We start from the raw sequence: 18,938 nt of genomic DNA on the forward strand, positions 1-18,938 counted from the left end.
CATGGGCTGTGCCACCGGAAAAGCCGGGAACGGCAGAGCCGTTCTGCACAGGGGTCCGGGTCCATAGCCCCTTCCCATTCATGGGGCCGGAGCGAACGGCAATGTTCGATGAAGGACAGCCGGATCAGTCAGCCTGATAAATGTCGCCCTTGGAGGTGATCATCACCCAGCGCCCGTCGCGTTGTTCCAATGTGGCAAGACGGCTATTGTCGGGAAGGGCGGAGCCGATGCGGACAATATACATGCCGCTGCTGTCTTCGATCAGAGCGCGGCCGTTGGCGACATGCATCAGCTTGAAGCCGGTGGCGGATGGAAACGGTTGCTCCAGATCGTCCTGGACGCCGGGCTTCTTCAGCCCCTGCGCATTCGGAACCGTGGCCGTCGTCAGTTGGTCGATGGCCGACTGGGTCGCGGCATCGCGCTCCATCATGGCCGTCGGTGAGGCGGAACCGCCCGTGCCCTCGCGGCCTGGCACGTCGCGCATATTGCCCTGCCACAGCGTCGGCATCGAGAATTTGTCCTGATGCAGGAAGGCATACCAGGGGAAAAATGTGGCTATCGCCGCAAGGACAACGCCTGTTGCTCCGAGCGCCTTGTCGATCAGGGGTGTGCGCTCGCCATACTTGCGCTGCGGGACGACTTCATCGGCATCATAATCAGTCATGGCTCATCCCCTCCGCATGTTTCCGGCCTGGCCGCCGTTGGCTGCCGCCTTCAGCGCATTGGCAAGGTCGGTGAACGCGTCGAAGGCCGGCCGCTCGCCGGGTGTCTGCTTCAAAATCTCGTAGATGACGGGGACCTGCTTGATCGCCATGTCCAGATCCGGATCGCTGCCCGGCCGGTAACCGCCGATCAGACGAAGATCGCGGGTTTCCTCGAAACGGTGGATCAGCGATTTCAGGCGCCCGACAAGCTTTTCCTGATCCGGCGTCCAGGCTTTTCGCGCCAGACGCGACACCGAAGCCAGCGGATTGACCGGCGGATAGCGGCCTTCCTCGGCAAGGCTGCGGTCCATGACGATATGACCGTCGAGAATACCGCGGGTCGAGTCTGCAATCGGGTCGTTGTGATTGTCGCCGTCGACGAGAATGGAGATGATCGCGGTGATCGTCCCTGCCCCTTCGGCCCCCGGACCGGCGCGTTCCAGCAGCCTTGGCAGCTCGGTGAAGACCGAAGCGGGATAGCCGCGCGCGATCGGCGGCTCGCCCGAAGCGGTGGCAACCTCGCGGATGGCATGGGCAAAACGGGTGACGCTGTCGACGATCAGCAGCACGTTGTCGCCCTGATCGCGGTAGTGCTCGGCAATCGTCACGGCCGTCAGCGGCGCCATCTTGCGCAGCATCGGACTTTCATCGCTGGTCGCAACCACGGCCACCGACTTGGACAGGTTTTCGCCAAGCGTATCCTCGATGAATTCGCGCACTTCACGGCCACGTTCACCCACCAGCGCGATGACAACCTTGTCGAAGGCATCGGCACGCGCCAGCATCGACAGCAGTGTCGACTTGCCGACGCCGGAACCGGCGAAGACGCCGAGACGCTGGCCAAGGCAGAGCGGGGAAAAGATATCGATCGCCCGCACGCCGGTGCGGAAGCCATGCTCGACCCGCTTGCGGGTCATCGACGGCGGTGCCGTGTTGGAGATCGGCCGGCGGATATCACCCTGCAGCAGCGGGCCACGACCGTCGATGGGTTCGCCGAGTGAATTGATCGTACGGCCACACCAGGATTCGGTCGGGGCAATGCGGAAGGCGCCCTTGCGGATCACCGTGTCATGGATACCGATCGGATCGCCCGGTTCGATCGGGCACACCACCACGATCTCCTGTTCGACCTTGACGACCTCACCGAGGTGAACGCCGGTTGAACTCTTGTGCGCGACGAAGTCGCCGAGGCGGACATGCCGGGAAAGGCCGGTCACGGTATAGTAACCCGCCGAAATCGACTGGACGTGACCACCCGGTGCGATCGAGAATTCCGGATTGGAATAGCGCCCGACGAGGCCCCCGAGTGCTGCAAGCGACGTCGACGAATTGCTGATCTGGAGTTTGTCGTTCTGCATGCCGGTTCCTGCCGTCTGCTCGCATCGTCGCAAAAGTGCGCCGGGGCGTGGCTTTAATCCTGTCGAGAATCAAGGATGCTACTTGCTGCCGCCGAGTGTCTTGATTGCTTCACTCATCGACGTTTCGCTGTCGCGCATCAAAGCCGTAATGTTTTCGAAGGCGCGCGACACCATGATCAGTTGCGACATTTCCTGAACCGGATTGACGTTGGATTCCTCGACATAACCCTGCATCACGCCGACGTCGAAGCGATCGACGACCGGCTCCGGGGGGGAGCTTGGAATGACGGCGCTGTTGTCGTAGCGGGAAAAGCCATTGCTGAAATTGGCTTCATACAGCCCGAGCGATGCGACCTGCGCCCCATCCTGCTGGACGGAGCCATCGGCACCAACCTTGATGTCGCTGGCTTGGGAATTGAGCTGGATCGGCGCACCGCCAGCGTCCAGCACCGGATATCCGCGCAGCGTGACCAGATCGCCCGTTTCCGTTATGGTAAAACGGCCGTCCCGGGTCAGAGCCGTGCCGCCGGGCGTATCGATCTGGAACCAGGCATCCCCCTTGATGGCGAAGTCCAGCTGGTTGCCCGTCCGGTTCAAACCGCCATTGTTGGTGTTGAGGAATTCCTTCCCCTCTGAAACGAACGATACCTTCGTCGGACGCGTGTCACCAAGTATCTGGTTGAATTTCACTTCCGTCGAGCGGAAGCCGACGGTGCTGGAATTGGCGACGTTATCGGCCAGCGTATTCATGCGTTTTTCAAGCGCCATCTGCGAGGAGACGGCAACATAGAGACCGGTCTGCATTTCAGCGTCCCCCGAGTTTCAGCGTATTGATGGAAAGGAGGAGATCGGAGGAAATGCCATAGCCGCTGGATGAGCCGAAGACGGCGAGCGGATCATAAGGGTCCGAAGAATTGCCGAGTTCCCAAAGAGCGGTGAACCGTTCGAGCAGTTTCGACAGCTTGGCCGGATCCTTGAAGTCTTTGATGTCGATTGCCTTGTCGATCGCTGCCGCCTGCTTGTCGATATCGGCAGCGGCAAACTCGTCGGGCATTTGCAGCAAAGTACGGGCGACCTGCGCCAGGGCATCATCAGCCAATAGTCCGAAGGCGCTTGTGACGGTCGGTGCCGTCCGTTCGAAATAGAGCGCCAGGCGAACGCCGGCATTGTCTTCGCCTGCCGTCTGTTCCAGCGTCTGGCGCATGTATTTGTCGGCGACGCCCTTCTGGGCCTTGTCGAAAGACGTTGCCGCCGTGCCGTTGCGGGCAAAATTCAGTGATTCCACCAGACCCGAATAGCGGCTGTCGGTCAGCTGCTTGGCAAACGAGTCGTCCTTGTCCACTCCCTCGGTCAGCACCTTGCGCATGAACGCCTTGGCATAGCCCATGTCTTCGAGGCCGTGCGCCTTGATCGCGTAATTGTAAAGCCGCGTATCGGCGAAGAAGTCATCGATGGTTTTGACGTTGCCGATGTTGGCGAGGTAATACTCGGTTTCGCGCGCCACATCCGGCTGCTCGGACACCCGCTCCAGCGACTTGCTGAGGTTGCCTGCTATCATCTGGTAGCTGGTGTAAGTCGTCGTCACGACACGTCCCCGTTCATCCATTAAAATGACGCATCGCGCGCCGATTGAACGGAAATCTGACCGCTGTTGCTTGCGCGAACCTGTTTCCCCGCAACGCCTTCAAATGTGGCCGACAGCCAGCCTCACGCAAGGCTGGCAGCCTAACCATACCGTCGAAAATCCACCATTGCGGCAGGTATCGAAATGAACATCATCATCGGGCTCCTCTTGACATTGGGCTGTATCCTCGGCGGCTTCATTGCCATGGGCGGCCATATGGAGGTCCTGAACCAGCCCTTCGAACTTGTCATCATCGGCGGCGCCGGCATCGGCGGCTACATCATGGCCAATTCGATGAAGGTGTTGAAAGATACCGGCAAGGCACTCGCCGAGGCCTTCACCCACAAGGTTCCGAAAGAGCGCAATTATCTCGACACGCTGGGGGTTCTCTACAGCCTGATGCGCGACCTGCGCACCAAGTCGCGCAACGAGATCGAAAGCCACATCGACAACCCGGATGAATCCTCGATCTTCCAGTCGGCCCCGACGGTTCTGAAGAACAAGGAACTGACGGCCTTCATCTGTGACTATGTCCGCCTCATCATCATCGGTAACGCCCGCTCCCACGAGATCGAGGCGCTGATGGACGAGGAAATCAACACGATCACCCACGACAAGATGAAGCCCTATCATGCGCTGACGACCATGAGCGACGCCTTCCCGGCCATCGGCATCGTCGCCGCCGTTCTCGGCGTCATCAAGGCGATGGGCGCCATCTCCGAATCGCCGGAAGTGCTGGGCGGCAAGATCGCAGCCGCCCTCGTCGGCACCATGCTCGGCATCTTCCTGTCCTACTGTATCGCCAGCCCGGTCATCGCCAATATCAAGGCCGTCCGCGACAAGCAGAACCGCCTCTACATCATCGTCAAGCAGACGCTGCTGGCCTACATGAACGGCTCTGTGCCCCAGGTTGCGCTCGAATACGGCCGCAAGACCATCTCGGCTTACGAGCGTCCGTCGATCGACGCGGTCGAGCAGGAGATGATGAACCCCGGTGGCGGCGGCGAAAGCAAGGCGGCTTGATCCGATGACCTCAGCGACCAACAACAACGTCTACACCTTCGACCGCAAGCTGCTCGCCCGGATGACCGGCGCGCTCGGCGACACCAAGACGATCAGCAAGCTGTGCAGCGATCTCGGCCACGTCTTTGCCGAGTTCCTGCCCGACATTTTCCAGAACGAGACCGGTCTCGACATCGAGATCGGTTATGCCGGCTTCGATACCGGCCTGAAGAGCGAACTGATCGCCAGTCTCGGCAATGGCGTCGCCCTGTGCGATACGTCGCTGCGCAACTGGTGCCCCGATTTCGTCATCAGCTGCGACAGTCCGGTGATCATCACGCTGATGGAAATCCTGCTCGGCGCCCCGGCAAACGCCATCGAGGAACCGAAGCCCCGTTCGCTGTCGAACATCGAGCTCGATGTTGCGACAATGATCTTCGAAAAGGTCGCCGACGTGCTGAAATCGGCGGTCACCGTTGCCGGAAGCTTCGAGCCGGTGGTTGGGCGTCCCTACAATGCCAGCCAGCGGCCGGCGGCAGACCCGGAGGTCGCCGACGTTTACGCCGCCTGCATCAACGTGACGATGGGCCTCGGCCCCGTTCTTTCGACCTTCTCGATCATCGTTCCACAGCAGACCCTTTTGAAAACGGCCGTCGTGTTCCCCAAAGGCATCGGCCAGGGCCGCAAGGCCAAGGGCGCATGGGGCGAACAGCTCGAACAGCAGGTCCGCCGTTCGACGGTGAGCCTGGAAGCGCGCATCAAGCTGCAGAGCCTGACGCTGGACAGCATCAGCCGCCTGCAGCCCGGCGATGTCATTCCGTTCCAGGACGCCAAGGACGTTCGTGTCGAGATCAATGCCAACGGCCGCGACCTCTATATTTGCGAATTCGGCCGGTCCGGCGCGAGATACACGGTGCGGATCAAGGACACCCACGGTTCGGAGAGCGACATTCTCCACCACCTGATGAGTTAAAAAGCCCCTGCCTTACCCGGCAACATGGTTGGGGCAAGTTTCAACTGGAATAGTTTGCACATGGCACCGAAGAAAGCACCAATAGAAGACCAGGCGATCCTGAGCGGCGGCGATGCCGAACTCGATCAGGCCATCGACGATCTGCGTGGCGTCCTGCAAAGCGATGCCACCGGAACCGGGCTGGAAAACGATTTCGGCATGGATTTCGCGGCTGCACCAGCCACCGGCGAAACATCGGATTTCGGCAGCACATTTTCAGCCGAAACCGATCTCAGCAGCTTCGGCGGCGATTTCGGCGCCAGCAACAGCTTTGCCGATCTGGCGGAGGCTTCGGCAGCACCTGCCTTCGACGCCGGTTCCTTCGGCGGAAAAGCATTCGGTGGCGACACGTTCGAAGACCAGCCGACTGGTGAACCCGGCAGCGGCATGACGGCCAATCTCGACCTGATCATGGACATCCCGATCGACGTCCAGATTGTTCTCGGCACCAGCCGCATGCAGGTCTCCGGCCTGATGAACCTGACGGAAGGCGCGACGATCGCGCTTGATCGCAGAATTGGCGAGCCGGTGGAAATCGTCGTCAACGGCCGGGTTATCGGTCGTGGCGAAATCACCGTTCTCGACGAAGACGAAACACGTTTCGGTGTAAAACTCATCGAAATCAAGGGTACCAGTAAAGTTTGAACCCGGTTACAGCGCCGCGCGTCTCTCATGACGCGCAAAGGTCGCTGTAACACTTTTAATTTACTGCATAATTTTTCCATAATCGATTCCGATTTAAGGAATTATGCAGGAGGGTCATGAGGATCAATCCATGATGGATTTCGACAATTTCGAGGCTTCGGCGCCCACCAGGCCACTTACCCAGATGGATAAGGCCGCTGCTGTTCTCCTTGCAATGGGCAAGCCAATAGCCGGCAAGTTGTTGAAATTCTTCACGCAGAGCGAATTGCAGGGCATCATCGCCTCCGCGCAATCACTCCGCTCGATCCCGCCCCACGAACTGGAAATCCTGGTGAACGAGTTCGAGGACCTGTTCACCGAAGGCGCCGGCCTGATGGACAATGCCAAGGCCATCGAAGGCATTCTCGAGGAAGGCCTGACGCCGGATGAAGTCGACGGCCTGCTCGGCCGCCGCACCGCCTTTGCCGCGTATGAAGCCAATATCTGGGACCGCCTGCAGGATTCCGACCCGGCTTTCGTCGCCCAGAGCCTGGGCAAGGAACATCCGCAGACAATCGCCTATGTCCTGTCGATGATGCCATCGACCTTCGGTGCGAAGGTCCTGCTGCAGCTACCGGAAAGCAGCCGCGCCGACATCATCAACCGCGCCGTCAACATGAAGACCGTCAGCCCCAAGGCCGCCCAGATCATCGAGGCCCGCGTGGTCGAAATGATGCGCGAGATGGACGCCGAAAAGAACTCGATCGGGTCGATCAAGATCGCCGAGGTCATGAACGAGCTGGAGAAGAGCCAGGTCGACACGCTGCTTGCATCGCTCGAAACCCTCAGCACCGAATCGGTCAAAAAGGTTCGCCCGAAGATCTTCCTCTTCGACGACGTTCTCTACATGCCGCAGCGCAGCCGCGTTCAGCTGTTCAACGACGTATCGGGCGACATCATCACCATGGCGCTGCGCGGATCCGGCATGGAACTGCGCGAATCCGTCCTCGCCTCCATCGGCGCGCGCCAGCGGCGCATGATCGAATCGGACCTTGCGGCCGGCGACGTCGGCATCAATCCGCGCGATATCGCCATTGCCCGCCGCTCGATCACGCAGGAAGCCATTCGCCTTGCCGCCAGCGGCCAGATCGAACTGAAGGAAAAGGAAGCCGTGGCGGCCTAACCGCGCCCTGCCGCTTCGCTCCCGAACGGATACAAAAGCCCTCCAACCGATCGCGGTTGGAGGGCTTTTTGCTGGGCGCTTGCCCGCACCGTCTACTTTCTGTGAAGCGTTGGTTTCCCGCGCATATCTTCCTTGCATGCCCTCCTGCCCCGGCTCACAACAGTTTTGACAGCAAGCACTGCTGCAGCCAGACGCAAGAGGTCTTCATCCGATGTCGGACGATCAGGACAAAGACAGTAAAACAGAATCGCCGACCGAGAAAAAAATGACCGACGCCATGGAGAAGGGCAACACGCCCTTCTCGCGCGAGGTCACCATGTTCGCCTCGGTCGTCGCCATCTATATCTTTGTCGTTTTCTTCCTGCCGCAGGGCTTCGCCACCGTGGCTGAATCGCTGAAGGATATTTTCGAGCAGCCGGAGGCTTGGCGTATCAATACATCGACGGATGTGGTTGCGCTGATAACGCACCTCTTCTCGAAGGCCGGCACCTTGCTCATTCCCTTTTTCGTGCTTTTGATCGTGTTCGGGATCGGTTCCTCCATTCTCCAGAACCTACCGAGCCCGGTGCTCGACCGTGTCGCACCGAAGATGAACCGGATTTCGCCGATCGGCGGGTTCAAGCGGATCTACGGGATCCAAGGTATCGTCGAATTCGCCAAGGCCTTTGCCAAGGTTGCGGTCGTCTCGCTGATCATCGTGCTGACACTGTGGAACGACTATTATGCGACGCTCGATTCGATGTTCTCGGACCCTTTGACGATCTTTTCGACGATGTCGAAGGATTTCAACAAGATCATGATCGTCATCCTGATCTCGACGGCCGTCATTGCCATCGCCGATTTCTTCTGGACACGGCATCACTGGTACACCGAACTGAGGATGACGAAGCAGGAGGTCAAGGAGGAGCTGAAGCAATCCCAGGGCGACCCGATCATCCGTGCAAGACTTCGTTCGATTGCCCGCGACAGGGCGCGCAGGCGCATGATTACCTCGGTGCCGCGTGCCACGCTCGTCATCGCAAACCCGACGCACTATGCCGTTGCGCTGCGTTATGTCCGCGAGGAAGGCGATGCGCCGGTCGTCGTTGCCAAGGGGCAGGACCTCGTCGCGCTGAAGATTCGCGAGATCGCCGAGCAAAATGGCATTCCGGTTTTCGAAGACCCGCCTCTCGCACGCTCAATGTTTGCGCAAGTCTCGGTGGATAGTGTGATTCCACCGGTGTTTTATAAGGCAGTCGCCGAACTGATTCACCGGATCTATGCAACGCAGCCGAAACGGATGACGTGATCCCAATGAAAAAATGCGAATATTCGGAACAACGCGAGAAAATTGTAGCCGACGCGATCCGTCCTGTTGCGACGGAATTGCGCTTGATCGATGCCGCCGACTTTATCGCGATGCTGCGTTTTGAATCGCACGGGAGCCTGTCGGACCTGGTGTCATCGGCCGCCGAGCTCTATTTTCTTCCAGGGACCGTCAACTTCGGTATCGGCGGCAACTACTCTCTGGACTGGGGAACGGAGCCGGAGATCACCCTTGATCTCGAATTGAAGCCGGATGGCGTCACGGTCTATGCGCAGCTGGCTCTGGGCAAGGACTCAGCCGGCCTGGAAATCAACCATATCGCATTTCAAAGCCCGTCCAGCGATCCGGACGAGAATACGGCGTTCCTGGCCCAGAGCCTGAACGCGGCGAAATTCGTCAAATCCTATCCGACCGCTCTGGCGAGCTGAGTTTCCGGATACGGGATACCGGGCCATGACGGCCTGAAAATCACGATCAGCTGATATAACCGAGCCGAATGGCCTTGGCGATCGCCTGGATTCTGTTGACCGAATCCAGCTTGGTTGTCGCGGCCCCGAGATAGGCGTTGACCGTATGCACCGACAGTCCCATCTTCTCGGCGATCTCTTCGCTGATATACCCGTCGCCAGCCATCTGCAGGCAGCCGATTTCACGGTCGCTCAGCGATTCCGACGGAAGCATGCGCCGTTCGTCGGCGGCCAGAAGATCAGTCATGATCTGGCAGCTGCGTCCGTGTAGGTCGATGATCACCTCGCTCGACAGATCGATGTAGCTGCCCATGAAGAGAACATAGCCGTTGCCCTGGGCGCCCAGCCTGACCGGCAGGGCAATCCCGGAATAGGGCAGGACGCGGGCGGGAAGACGCTGGGTGAAACCGGCAAAGTCCGGTGTCTCCGCCGCCTGGTGCTCGCCCATGCCGTTCCACAGCATTGGCAGCAGCGACGCATCCAGATGCACCAGCATCTCGGCGCCGTAGGCAGACACCAGTTCATGCGCCATCGCTTCGCTCTCGACACCCCAATTGTCGAGGACGCAACTTAGCTTGCGTGTTGCCGGGAGACCGTTTCCATTCAGCCGCAGAACGGCGAAATTCTTGGCGTTGATCTGTTTCTGCATCGCCTGCAGCCGCGCCACCAGCGTTGCCGCCTTCGACGCCCTCGCCTGCAGCCTGCCGGCCTTGGCGTCGTCACCTGTGCGCGCATGTGGGAGGAAATAGGTCATGACCGTCCTCCTAGACGAGATTGTTGCGAACGGCATAGGCGATGGCCTCGGAGCGGGTCTTCGTCGCCGTCTTGCGCATCACGCTGGTGATGTAGTTGTTGATCGTGTTTCGCGAGATGCCGAGGATGACCGCGATCTCGTCGCTGGTCTTGCCCTCGGCGATCCAGAACAGGCATTCGAGTTCGCGGTCCGTCAATTCAAAATCACGGTCCGTGCGCGCGCCGCGTTCGGTGGTGAAGCTGGCGAAATAACCGGTCAGCAGACCGACATCCCTCAGGCTTTCCTGCGACAGGATCACGTCCTGCGGAAAGAGCAGCATCAGCGACAACCGGGCGCGTCCGACATTGAAGGTTATCGCGCAGTATTCCCGGCTGATGCCGCGGCTGATGTCGATGTCGTCGGGAAGACTCATGAACACCGGCTGCATGACCGACAGGCATTTTTCCATCTCGTTGGTCTTGGAGTGGAGTTGCGACATCACCTTGCCGAGGCGCTTGACGACATCGAACGGCCAGTCCGAGCATACGACAAAATCAAGGCCTTCGTCCTGGGACAAATCATAGCGCGCGAGGAGATAGTGGGTTGCTCCCACATAGTCCGTCAGGGCCGCAAGTCCCTTGTTCAGATTGCCGCGCTCGGCAAATTCGCCAAGCCTGCGAATGAGCTGCTCTTTGGAAGAACCCCGTCCAACACCGCGCCCGACCGCCCCTGGCAATGGCCAAGTGGCACCTTCTGTTTGTAGAGCATCCATGACATTACCCCCGTGATGGATTCGCCCCGTGCTCAATCAAGCGTTTTCGCCGCCGCCGGCAACCGTATCGAAGCGTCCGCATTCTTCGACACACGCGAATCAGTACGCGAATCACTACATAAAATGTACATCGCCCCTTGCGAAAAACTACTGCCCCCTTATCGGGATTTACTTTTTCAAGAATCCATGAATCGATTCGCTCAGCTGCACGCAGAAAAATAGGCGATCGCCCTTCAGAGCGAAAGCCGCCGCATTTTAGGCAATTGTAATAATTAACTTTTTCGAAGAATAGCGGATGGGGAACCCACCCTGTTGTCGTCAAAGCGGCGGCGCTGATCGTGCGATGGGATGCTAAAACAACAAAACAAACCAGCGCCGATTGAATCGACCCCTTTTTTCAAGTTTTGATTTTCTTATTTGTTTTGGACATTGTTGCGAAAATACATCATCAAAACCCCATCGTTTAAATTTGAGAACAGAACGGAAACCAAAGCAATTGCCGACGCAAATCCAACGTAATATTTGGTTCTACCGGAATTATTACTGTCAGCCGGAATCAATACCTACGCTGCCGCACCTATTGCGGCAGACAAACCCGGTTTTCCCCAGAGAAAAATTAACGATTTGTTAAATATAACGAATCTCGGACTGCCCCGGTTACATCGTTCGAGCCGGACGCGATTCTTGCAACCGTCCTCAGGCGGCGAGGCAATACAGAAAACGGCAGGAATTCTAGCTTTTCCGCGGAAAACCTATTGCCTGCCGCACACTCGACACCCAGGAGCCCCGTGCAATTTTGGGTGCGCATCCCGGGGCACGCTCGCGCTGATCTGGCGGCTTCAGTGAAGCCGTCGAAATTTCCATACGGAAAACCCGCCGGTGGCGGGTTTTCGCAGTGCTTGGTCTGAGGCAGGAGAACGCTTTGGGTCTCAGGCTGCTTTTTCGGCGACCCATTTTCGCAGGATCTTGGCGGCGCGCTCTTCGCTGATTTCGACCATGCGGGCAAGCCTGCGTTCCGGGCCTTCCTTGACGCGCCGGTTGAAGCCGCCCTCGCTGTCGTCGCCCAGGCTGAGCAGGTCGTCGGTGCTGTCGAAGCCGAAGTCGGATCCGAAGCCTTCCATCAGAGCCCCGCCTGCACCGCCGTTTGCGGCAGGCGAGAAGTCCGGCAATTCCAGGCTGACAGGCTCGTTGTCGTTGAGAGCTACGCCCGGGCCACCCAGACCCATCGAGCGGGCCAGAGGACGCATTCCCATCCAGACGACCACGACGGCCACAGTGACGAAGGCAAGCGCGTTGATGATACCGCCGAGATTGCGGGTCAGCGTTTCCATGATGCCGGGGCCAGCGACCGCTTCATCGAGCAGCTGCGTGTTGACGAAATCCATGGCCGTCAGGGTGATCATGTCGCCGCGCGCCGGGTCGAGGCCAACGGCGGAGGCGACGATTTTCTGCATGTCCTGGATATAGGCGTCGATCTTTGCATGGTCGGCACCTTCGCCGATCATCGCGGCGACCCGGCCGCGGTTGACCACGACGGCGACGGAGAGCTTCTCCAGCGTATAGCTGCTCTTGACGGTGGCGACGGTCTTCGAGTTGATCTCGTAGTTGGTCTGCTCTTCCTTCTTCTCGGTCTGGTCGTTCGACTGAGGTCCGGCCGCACCGCCTGTCGGCGCCGCTTGCGGAACGTTCTGCTGAACGGTCGCCGCATTATCGGCCTGTTGCTGGCTGGATTTCTGCTCTTCCTTGGTGACCCGGGTTGACCGCTCGACGCGCGATTCCGGATCGAACACCGTTTCCTGGATCTGCTGGGTGTCGGTGTTCAGCTTGGCGGTGACACTGGCACGAAAGTTGTCCATGCCGAGGAAAGGCGTCAGAGCCTTGTCGATATTGTTTTCGACTTCTCGTTGAACATTCTGGATGATGCCAAGCGACTGGTTCATGGCGCTGTTGGCGGGATCATCACCGGAGGCCAGAAGCTGGCCGGTGGAATCGAGGATGGTCACGTCGTCGATGCCGAGGCCCGGAACCGACGAAGCCACCAGATGGCGGATCGAGGCTGCAGCGTTGCGGCCGATATTGGCGCTGGCGCGGATCATCACCGAGGCTGTCGGGTTTTGTTCGGCTTTTCTGAAGCTGCCGCGGTCGGCCATGACGATGTGGATGCGGGCGGCGGAAATTCCGGAAATCTGCTGGATGGTGCGCGCGATCTCACCTTCGAGGGCGCGGACGCGGGTGACTTCCTGCATGAAGGAGGTGAGGCCGAGCGAACCGACATTGTCGAAGAGTTCGTAGCCGGCATTGGCGCTGTTGGGCAGTCCGCGTTCAGCCAGATACAGCCGCGCCTTGCCCGTCATGCCCACCGGAACCTGAACGCTCGCCCCATCGGCCCCCACCTCGAAATTGATATTGGCTTCGGCAAGGGCGACGCTCACCTGGTTGAGGTCGTTGCTTTCCAACCCCACATACAGCGTTTCGTAGGAAGGTTTATTGACGAAGAGCGCGGCCGCCAGAACGATCGCTACCGCGACGACACCGGCTGAGATCAGCGCAATGAGTTTACCCTGCCCCAGGCTGGCCAGGTTTTTCGTGACCGTCGAAAGTTGATCCAACAGATTCATTCTGTTTCCGCACCCAGTGGCGCATGTTCCGTTCAGACAACATCGCCTGGGGAGTGAACATGCGCAGATCCAAACATTTGGGTTTCTGGGTCGATCCGGCGCTTATGGATTCGTCAAATCACGCGTAAATCTACCAGTCCCGATTGGCACACTAGGAAACGAAACTTGCGCGAACTTGTCTTGGAACGCCCGAACGTCTGGAAAGCAGGCAGCACGTTCCATTGCGGAACTCCATGCAGAACGGAGCCGTCTTTCGACGGCTCCAAACTCAGTGCAAAACGGAGCCGTCTTTCGACGGCTCCGGGCAGTTTTCGATCACGATGATGTCAGATTACAAAACACGGCCTGGATAACGGGCGCGGTCCGCATCGATTTCAGCCTGGGTATAAGGCTTCGATGTATCGTCAAAACCGTTCCAGCCCTGGCCTTCGTATGCCGTCCGGCGGGCGGGGAGATCAACCCAGTTCGAGCGCTTCAGGATCGCTTCAGCCTCGGCGGCGCGCGCATCATCAACCTTCGCCGTTACCAGCGTTCCGCCACGGCGGACACCTTCAGCATAGACATGCGCATCGCGCTCATCGACGCCGGAATCCGTCAGCGCACCGATAATACCACCGGTAGCTCCGCCGACCACGGCGCCAGCAACAGCGCCAGCAGCCGTTGCAGCCAACCAGCCTGCGGCCACAACCGGACCGACACCGGGAATTGCCATAATGCCGAGTCCTGTCAGCAGGCCTCCAACGCCGCCGACGGCTGCGCCGATGCCGGCGCCAGTGCCAGCGTCTTCGGCAACATCGTTGTCACCCCTGTGACGGCCATCGGCGTTGTTGGAAACGATGCTGATGTCATTGTCTGAAATACCGGCGGCCTTCAGCTGGTCAACAGCGGCGCTCGCGTCAGCATATTGGTCGAAAAGTCCTGTAACGGTCTTTGTCATGGTGTTTCTCCTTGATGTTGTTTTTGGCTTACTTGGCGACGATGTTGCCCTGGTAATCCAGGGACACCATCACGGGCTTGCCGTCCTTGGTGGCCTTGCCCTGCCAGACACCCTTGTCATCAAGCTTCAGCTCGGTAACGTCGGCATAGCCGCCTTCGACGATGCGGTCCTTGGCCTGACCTTCGGTGAAGCTGTTTGCGCCTTCAACCGGTGCGGTGGTGTTCTGATCAGACGGGGTTGCGACTGCGGGCGTGTCGCCGTTGGGATTGGCGGAAGGCGTTGCTGCCTGTGCGAATACGGACGATGCAGACAGGGCGACGATCGCCGATGCGATGATAAATTTGTTCACTGGGATCTCCTTGGGATCGTTAAATGACCCTCGCCGACAAAACCCTCCAGTCGCCATAAAGTTCCGCGTTGTTTCGTTGTCCGCAGCAAAAAAACCGTAACGATTCCGACATATTAGTTCCTTCTGCAGCAGATCCCCCAGCAGATTGACAGATTTTAGGGCGCACCCGGAATGCCACCTGGCGAGGGTCGGCAAGCAGGTCGCGCACCTCTGTTTGCATCGCTAGAACACAAGAATTATGGCGCTTAGGAACGTCATCCGGCGCCTGTGGTACGGGCTCAAAACATCCGCATTCCGCGACCGGCGCAAAACAAAACCGCCGCTCACGACGGTTGTCGAGGCGGCGGTAAAATTGGGAAGGGATAGGCGGAATCGGCTAAAAAGCCTCGAAATCTCCGGCCGCCTCGGTCAGCGGCTGGGAGTGGCCGTGGCGCAACATTCCGTTGCCGAGCGACTTCTGCATGTCGGCAAGCTTGACCAGATTGAGCGCCGTCGTCACGTCCACCAGCCAGGACTGCGGAATGGCCGCAGTGACGGTATCGATGAATTCCGCCAGGCCGCGGGTCTTCTGGACGGCCAGGTCGATACCCTGCAGGACCTTTATCCGATCGGCCGACTCCAGGACGGCCTCTCCATGAATATCGCTGAGCATCGGCTCGATCCGCTCGATGAGATAAGCCACGTCGTAGAGTTCCGAGACGATACGCATCATCACATCCGGGAGCGCCTCATCGACGTGAGGCATATGGCTCTTCATTTCAGTCAGCATTACACGCCCTCACGCTGGCAACAAATGCCGTCCGGGAACACCCCCACCGAACGGCTACGCTAAACACTTTGCCAAAGCACATCCCGGTCCGAGCCTGGGATGCCACCAAAGCGCTAGAAAAATTCGATCGAATTGTCGACCGGCTTGGGAACAGGCCTTGGGCGCTGTTCCTGAGCCACGGCCTTCTGTGCCTCCACACCGGTCAGCGCATATTGCCGGGCACGGCCGCTGAGCGGCCAGTATTCGAGCTTGCGGCCATGATCGCCACCGGTGCTTTCACCGACCAACTGGATGCCTTCGTCCAACAGGAACTGGCGCGCAAACAGCGCGTTCTGTTCGCCGACATTGGAAAAGCGCGCGATCGTCTTGGCACCACCGAAGATCTTCGCCTCAAGCCGCTCGCGGCGGGCCCCTTTCTTCAGGAGCCCGTTGATCAGCAATTCCATCAGATGCACGCCGTAGCGCGTTGCATCGCCGCCCGACGAAATTGCATCCGCCGAACCCGGCAGAAGGAAATGGTTCATGCCACCGACGCCCGCGACCGGATCACGCATGCACGCAGCCACGCAGGAACCGAGGATGGTCGAGAGCACGACATCTGGATCGTTCACCACCTTCCATTCGCCCTGAATGACATGCACACGCTTGGTCGCAGCCTCAGTGATCATTTCAATGCCCCAAATACGGCTTCGATTGCAGCTTTCATCTTCTCGATGGTGAAAGGCTTGGCGAGCACGTTGTTGGCTCCAAGTGCCGCTGCCTTGGTCACCAGCGCGCGGTCGCCCTGAGCCGTCAGCATGATGAAGGCGGCCTTCTTCGTGGCCGGATTGTTGCGCACGGCAGCAAGCAGGCCAAGGCCATCCATCTTCGGCATGTTGAAATCGGAAATCACCAGGTGATGCGGCTGTGCTGCCATGATCTTGGCACCCTGCTCGCCATCACCGGCAACGGTGATCTGCTTGAAACCAAGCTGTTGCAGGGCATCGCCCAGCAACAGGCGGCTGGTGACCTGATCATCGACGATCAGAACTTTGATTTTTTCCGCTAGGGACATTTATTCGCTTCCTTCTCTTCGGGCGGCAGTGCTTTTCAGGACTTCTTCCCCGATTGAGCCGAGGGGGAGTTGTGTTTCGACGGCACCCAGTTCGTAGGCAACCCTCGGCATTCCATAGACGACGCAGGTTTTTTCATTCTGACCGAACGTGCGGGCACCTGCGTGGCGCATTTTCAAGAGACCCGATGCACCGTCGCGGCCCATCCCGGTCAGGATCACACCGACGGCATTGCGTCCGGCGAGTTCCGCAACGGAATCAAACAGCACATCGACGGACGGGCGATGACCGTTGACCGGTTCGCGGTCCAGCAGACGGCAGCTGGGTGATGTCGGGTTGACCACCTGCAGATGGCGTTCGCCGCCCGGGGCCAGATAGACCTTGCCGATCTCCAGTCGCGCGCCATCCGTTGCTTCGGCGACGGTTGGCGCGCAGATGCGGTTGAGGCGCTCGGCAAAGCTCTTGGTGAAGGTATGCGGCATATGCTGCGTGATCACCGTCGGCGGGCAATTGGCCGGGAATTTCTGCAAAACCGTGATCAGGGCCTCGACGCCGCCCGTGGACGATCCGATCGCAACGATCTTTCTGCCTGCCCGGTAATCGGAAGCCGCATTGGCGTTGGCAGCGCTTGGCGCCGCAACCTTGTTGCCCGAAATGATGAACTTGCGCTGCGAGCGGGCCGCAGCCTTCACCTTTTCGGCGAGATCCCGGAACGGATGCGGATCGCCCGGCAGCGGCTTGCCGACGCAATCGAAGGCACCGATTTCCAAGGCCGCCAGCGAGGCTTCCGCCCCCTTGTGCGTCAGCGTCGAGACCATGATCACCGGCATCGGACGCAGGCGCATGATCTTTTCGAGGAATTCCAGCCCGTTCATGTTGGGCATCTCGATGTCGAGCGTGATGACGTCGGGATCGAGGTCCTTGATCGCCTGGCGCGCCTGCATGGCATCAGCTGCCTGGCCGATGACCTGAATCTCGGGGTCGTTGCTGAGAATGGCAGTGATCAGCCCGCGCATGGTGGCGGAATCGTCAACGACAAGAACGCGCGCGGCACTCATGAGCGGCCTCCCTGCGGTTTGCCGGTGTAGCGATAGGTGGTGATGCCGATATTGTCGAAGACCGACTTCGCATCGCCAGAGACGCGTTCGGAATGGCCGATATAGAGATGACCCTTGGGATTGAGCATGCCGCCAAACCGCGACCAGATCTTCATCTGGGTCGGCTCGTCGAAGTAGATGACGACGTTGCGGCAGAAGATCACGTCGAACTGGCCCTTGAATGGCCACTGCGCCATCAGATTGAGTTCGTTGAAGGTGATCAGTTTCTTCACCCGCTCATCGACCTGCCACTTCTGGCGGCCGTTGACTGCGGTTTCGGTGAACCATTGCTTGCGCATTGCCGGGCTGACGGTTTCAAGGGCCGTCGCGTCATAGGCACCGGCCCGGGCCAGCGCCAGAATCTTGGGATCGATATCGGTCGCAAGAATACGGAAATCGTAGTCTGCTACATTCGGCAGCATCGACAGGACCGTCAGCGCGATCGAATAGGGCTCCTGCCCGTCCGAGCAGGCTGCCGACCAGATGCGCACCCGGCCGCCATTTTTGGCGCGGGCCAGAAGTTCCGGCAGAACGTCGGACTTCAGATGCTCGAAATGATGGTTTTCGCGGAAGAAGCGGGTGAAATTCGTCGTCAGGTGCGAAAGCATGTCGCGGCGCTCGGCGGCACCGGCGGGCGATGACACCAGCTGGCAATATTCGCGAAAACCCTTCAGGCCGATGTTGCGGATGTGCTTGGAAAGCCGCGAGTAAACGAGCGAAGCCTTCGATTCGTTGAGATAGATGCCGGCATCGGCATAAATCATGGCAGCAATCTCCACGAGGTCGCGGCGGGTCAGCGGATATTCTCCGCTGGCCAGGCATTCGTCCGGGGATAGCTTGCTGTCAAAGGCGGCTGGCATGCTCATGCAGCTTCACTTTCGGTATGAGGAAACACGGCTTCCAGTTCGATCAGGCAGATCATCCGCCCTTCGATCGCCAGGATGCCGCGGGCAAATGTCCGCTCGAACTCGGACGTCATATCCGGCGTCGGCTGGATATCCTCGTCCTTGATCGTCAATATGTCGGAGACCGCCTCGACAAGCAGGCCGACGACCTTGTTCTTGACCTGCGTCACGATGATGACGTGGCGCACCGTCGGCTCGGCCGGTTTCATGCCGAGGCGGGCCGACAGATCGATGATCGGAAGGACCGCACCGCGCAAGTTGATGACGCCAAGCACATATTGTGGTGCATGGGGCATCGGCGTTGCCGGGGCCCAGCCGCGAATCTCCCGCACGGACATGACGTTGACGCAAAATTCCTGATTGCCGATCCGGAATGCGATGAGTTCGCGCTCTCCATTCGTCACATTTTTGGCGAGAAGCGTCATG

21 protein-coding genes are annotated in these 18,938 nt (G+C 59.2%); 6 read left to right on the plus strand and 15 right to left on the minus strand.

Annotated features, from left to right (window positions below):
* Positions 1–124: 124 nt before the first annotated feature.
* The 4 genes from ACP7E6_RS07520 to ACP7E6_RS07535 all read right to left on the minus strand — a co-directional run bounded on the left by ACP7E6_RS07520 (position 125) and on the right by ACP7E6_RS07535 (position 3,647).
* Positions 125–664: a flagellar protein gene (locus tag ACP7E6_RS07520; RefSeq protein ID WP_426229093.1), complete on the minus strand. Its 540-nt coding sequence runs from the start codon at positions 662–664 to the stop codon at positions 125–127.
* Positions 665–667: 3 nt separating this feature from the next.
* Positions 668–2,062 carry a flagellar protein export ATPase FliI gene (gene fliI / locus ACP7E6_RS07525; protein ID WP_426229094.1) on the minus strand — a complete coding sequence of 465 codons (1,395 nt, stop codon included), beginning with the start codon at positions 2,060–2,062 and terminating at the stop codon, positions 668–670.
* A 78-nt stretch (positions 2,063–2,140) separates the two neighbouring features.
* Positions 2,141–2,866 (minus strand): flagellar basal-body rod protein FlgF, encoded by a 726-nt coding sequence (gene flgF, locus ACP7E6_RS07530; protein ID WP_426229095.1) that lies wholly within the window; start codon positions 2,864–2,866, stop codon positions 2,141–2,143.
* A 1-nt stretch (position 2,867) separates the two neighbouring features.
* Positions 2,868–3,647, minus strand: coding sequence for a DUF1217 domain-containing protein (locus ACP7E6_RS07535; protein WP_426229096.1), 780 nt, complete (start codon positions 3,645–3,647; stop codon positions 2,868–2,870).
* 183 nt (positions 3,648–3,830) lie between these two features.
* Here ACP7E6_RS07535 and motA point away from each other — a divergent pair, with 183 nt between their 5' ends.
* From motA to ACP7E6_RS07565, 6 genes are all read left to right on the plus strand, one after another.
* The gene (motA, locus tag ACP7E6_RS07540) at positions 3,831–4,709 is read left to right on the plus strand and encodes a flagellar motor stator protein MotA (protein ID WP_426229097.1); all 879 of its coding nucleotides are present in this window, start codon (positions 3,831–3,833) and stop codon (positions 4,707–4,709) included.
* 4 nt (positions 4,710–4,713) lie between these two features.
* Positions 4,714–5,661 carry a FliM/FliN family flagellar motor switch protein gene (locus ACP7E6_RS07545; RefSeq protein ID WP_426229098.1) on the plus strand — a complete coding sequence of 316 codons (948 nt, stop codon included), beginning with the start codon at positions 4,714–4,716 and terminating at the stop codon, positions 5,659–5,661.
* Positions 5,662–5,721: 60 nt separating this feature from the next.
* Positions 5,722–6,345: a flagellar motor switch protein FliN gene (fliN, locus tag ACP7E6_RS07550; protein WP_426229099.1), complete on the plus strand. Its 624-nt coding sequence runs from the start codon at positions 5,722–5,724 to the stop codon at positions 6,343–6,345.
* Positions 6,346–6,475: 130 nt separating this feature from the next.
* Positions 6,476–7,507: a flagellar motor switch protein FliG gene (gene fliG, locus ACP7E6_RS07555; RefSeq protein WP_426229100.1), complete on the plus strand. Its 1,032-nt coding sequence runs from the start codon at positions 6,476–6,478 to the stop codon at positions 7,505–7,507.
* A gap of 211 nt (positions 7,508–7,718) precedes the next feature.
* Positions 7,719–8,795: a flagellar biosynthesis protein FlhB gene (flhB, locus tag ACP7E6_RS07560; RefSeq protein ID WP_426229101.1), complete on the plus strand. Its 1,077-nt coding sequence runs from the start codon at positions 7,719–7,721 to the stop codon at positions 8,793–8,795.
* A gap of 5 nt (positions 8,796–8,800) precedes the next feature.
* Positions 8,801–9,241: a hypothetical protein gene (locus ACP7E6_RS07565; RefSeq protein ID WP_426229102.1), complete on the plus strand. Its 441-nt coding sequence runs from the start codon at positions 8,801–8,803 to the stop codon at positions 9,239–9,241.
* A gap of 46 nt (positions 9,242–9,287) precedes the next feature.
* Here ACP7E6_RS07565 and visR read toward each other — a convergent pair whose 3' ends face one another.
* The 11 genes from visR to ACP7E6_RS07620 form a co-directional block, all read right to left on the minus strand.
* On the minus strand, positions 9,288–10,034 hold the full coding sequence (gene visR, locus ACP7E6_RS07570; RefSeq protein ID WP_426229103.1) for a transcriptional regulator VisR: 747 nt from the start codon (positions 10,032–10,034) through the stop codon (positions 9,288–9,290).
* Positions 10,035–10,044: 10 nt separating this feature from the next.
* Positions 10,045–10,785, minus strand: a complete 741-nt coding sequence (gene visN, locus ACP7E6_RS07575; RefSeq protein WP_426229104.1) for a transcriptional regulator VisN — start codon at positions 10,783–10,785, stop codon at positions 10,045–10,047.
* Positions 10,786–11,714: 929 nt separating this feature from the next.
* Complete coding sequence (fliF, locus tag ACP7E6_RS07580; protein WP_426229105.1) at positions 11,715–13,403, minus strand: flagellar basal-body MS-ring/collar protein FliF; 1,689 nt, start codon at positions 13,401–13,403, stop codon at positions 11,715–11,717.
* A 331-nt stretch (positions 13,404–13,734) separates the two neighbouring features.
* Positions 13,735–14,340: a general stress protein gene (locus tag ACP7E6_RS07585; RefSeq protein ID WP_426229106.1), complete on the minus strand. Its 606-nt coding sequence runs from the start codon at positions 14,338–14,340 to the stop codon at positions 13,735–13,737.
* Positions 14,341–14,368: 28 nt separating this feature from the next.
* Complete coding sequence (locus tag ACP7E6_RS07590) at positions 14,369–14,689, minus strand: PepSY domain-containing protein (protein ID WP_426229107.1); 321 nt, start codon at positions 14,687–14,689, stop codon at positions 14,369–14,371.
* Between the two features lie 376 nt (positions 14,690–15,065).
* Positions 15,066–15,458 carry a chemotaxis protein CheT gene (gene cheT / locus ACP7E6_RS07595; RefSeq protein WP_037156523.1) on the minus strand — a complete coding sequence of 131 codons (393 nt, stop codon included), beginning with the start codon at positions 15,456–15,458 and terminating at the stop codon, positions 15,066–15,068.
* A gap of 113 nt (positions 15,459–15,571) precedes the next feature.
* The gene (cheD, locus tag ACP7E6_RS07600; RefSeq protein ID WP_426229108.1) at positions 15,572–16,126 is read right to left on the minus strand and encodes a chemoreceptor glutamine deamidase CheD; all 555 of its coding nucleotides are present in this window, start codon (positions 16,124–16,126) and stop codon (positions 15,572–15,574) included.
* A complete protein-coding gene (locus ACP7E6_RS07605; RefSeq protein ID WP_037105534.1) occupies positions 16,123–16,512 on the minus strand; it encodes a response regulator in 390 nt (129 codons plus the stop codon). Before ACP7E6_RS07605 ends, cheD begins: the two co-directional genes overlap by 4 nt.
* On the minus strand, positions 16,513–17,568 hold the full coding sequence (locus ACP7E6_RS07610) for a protein-glutamate methylesterase/protein-glutamine glutaminase (protein WP_426229109.1): 1,056 nt from the start codon (positions 17,566–17,568) through the stop codon (positions 16,513–16,515). It lies immediately after the preceding gene.
* A complete protein-coding gene (locus ACP7E6_RS07615; protein WP_426229110.1) occupies positions 17,565–18,473 on the minus strand; it encodes a protein-glutamate O-methyltransferase in 909 nt (302 codons plus the stop codon). The genes ACP7E6_RS07610 and ACP7E6_RS07615 overlap by 4 nt, the downstream gene beginning before the upstream one ends.
* On the minus strand, positions 18,470–18,937 hold the full coding sequence (locus ACP7E6_RS07620) for a chemotaxis protein CheW (protein ID WP_426229111.1): 468 nt from the start codon (positions 18,935–18,937) through the stop codon (positions 18,470–18,472). Before ACP7E6_RS07620 ends, ACP7E6_RS07615 begins: the two co-directional genes overlap by 4 nt.
* Position 18,938 lies beyond the last annotated feature (1 nt).

The sequence above is a fragment of the Pararhizobium sp. DWP3-4 genome, assembly GCF_049898205.1.
Taxonomy (GTDB): Bacteria; Pseudomonadota; Alphaproteobacteria; order Rhizobiales; family Rhizobiaceae; genus Pararhizobium.

Coding starts and splice junctions, on each gene's coding strand:
- visR (WP_426229103.1), bottom strand. CDS start 10,034: ATGACCTATTTCCTCCCACATGCGCGCACAGGTGACGACGCCAAGGCC.
- ACP7E6_RS07610 (WP_426229109.1), bottom strand. CDS start 17,568: ATGAGTGCCGCGCGCGTTCTTGTCGTTGACGATTCCGCCACCATGCGC.
- flgF (WP_426229095.1), bottom strand. CDS start 2,866: ATGCAGACCGGTCTCTATGTTGCCGTCTCCTCGCAGATGGCGCTTGAA.
- ACP7E6_RS07565 (WP_426229102.1), top strand. CDS start 8,801: ATGAAAAAATGCGAATATTCGGAACAACGCGAGAAAATTGTAGCCGAC.
- ACP7E6_RS07620 (WP_426229111.1), bottom strand. CDS start 18,937: ATGACGCTTCTCGCCAAAAATGTGACGAATGGAGAGCGCGAACTCATC.
- motA (WP_426229097.1), top strand. CDS start 3,831: ATGAACATCATCATCGGGCTCCTCTTGACATTGGGCTGTATCCTCGGC.
- ACP7E6_RS07615 (WP_426229110.1), bottom strand. CDS start 18,473: ATGAGCATGCCAGCCGCCTTTGACAGCAAGCTATCCCCGGACGAATGC.
- fliG (WP_426229100.1), top strand. CDS start 6,476: ATGATGGATTTCGACAATTTCGAGGCTTCGGCGCCCACCAGGCCACTT.
- visN (WP_426229104.1), bottom strand. CDS start 10,785: ATGGATGCTCTACAAACAGAAGGTGCCACTTGGCCATTGCCAGGGGCG.
- fliN (WP_426229099.1), top strand. CDS start 5,722: ATGGCACCGAAGAAAGCACCAATAGAAGACCAGGCGATCCTGAGCGGC.
- cheD (WP_426229108.1), bottom strand. CDS start 16,126: ATGATCACTGAGGCTGCGACCAAGCGTGTGCATGTCATTCAGGGCGAA.
- ACP7E6_RS07585 (WP_426229106.1), bottom strand. CDS start 14,340: ATGACAAAGACCGTTACAGGACTTTTCGACCAATATGCTGACGCGAGC.
- fliI (WP_426229094.1), bottom strand. CDS start 2,062: ATGCAGAACGACAAACTCCAGATCAGCAATTCGTCGACGTCGCTTGCA.
- ACP7E6_RS07520 (WP_426229093.1), bottom strand. CDS start 664: ATGACTGATTATGATGCCGATGAAGTCGTCCCGCAGCGCAAGTATGGC.
- fliF (WP_426229105.1), bottom strand. CDS start 13,403: ATGAATCTGTTGGATCAACTTTCGACGGTCACGAAAAACCTGGCCAGC.
- ACP7E6_RS07545 (WP_426229098.1), top strand. CDS start 4,714: ATGACCTCAGCGACCAACAACAACGTCTACACCTTCGACCGCAAGCTG.
- ACP7E6_RS07605 (WP_037105534.1), bottom strand. CDS start 16,512: ATGTCCCTAGCGGAAAAAATCAAAGTTCTGATCGTCGATGATCAGGTC.
- flhB (WP_426229101.1), top strand. CDS start 7,719: ATGTCGGACGATCAGGACAAAGACAGTAAAACAGAATCGCCGACCGAG.
- cheT (WP_037156523.1), bottom strand. CDS start 15,458: ATGCTGACTGAAATGAAGAGCCATATGCCTCACGTCGATGAGGCGCTC.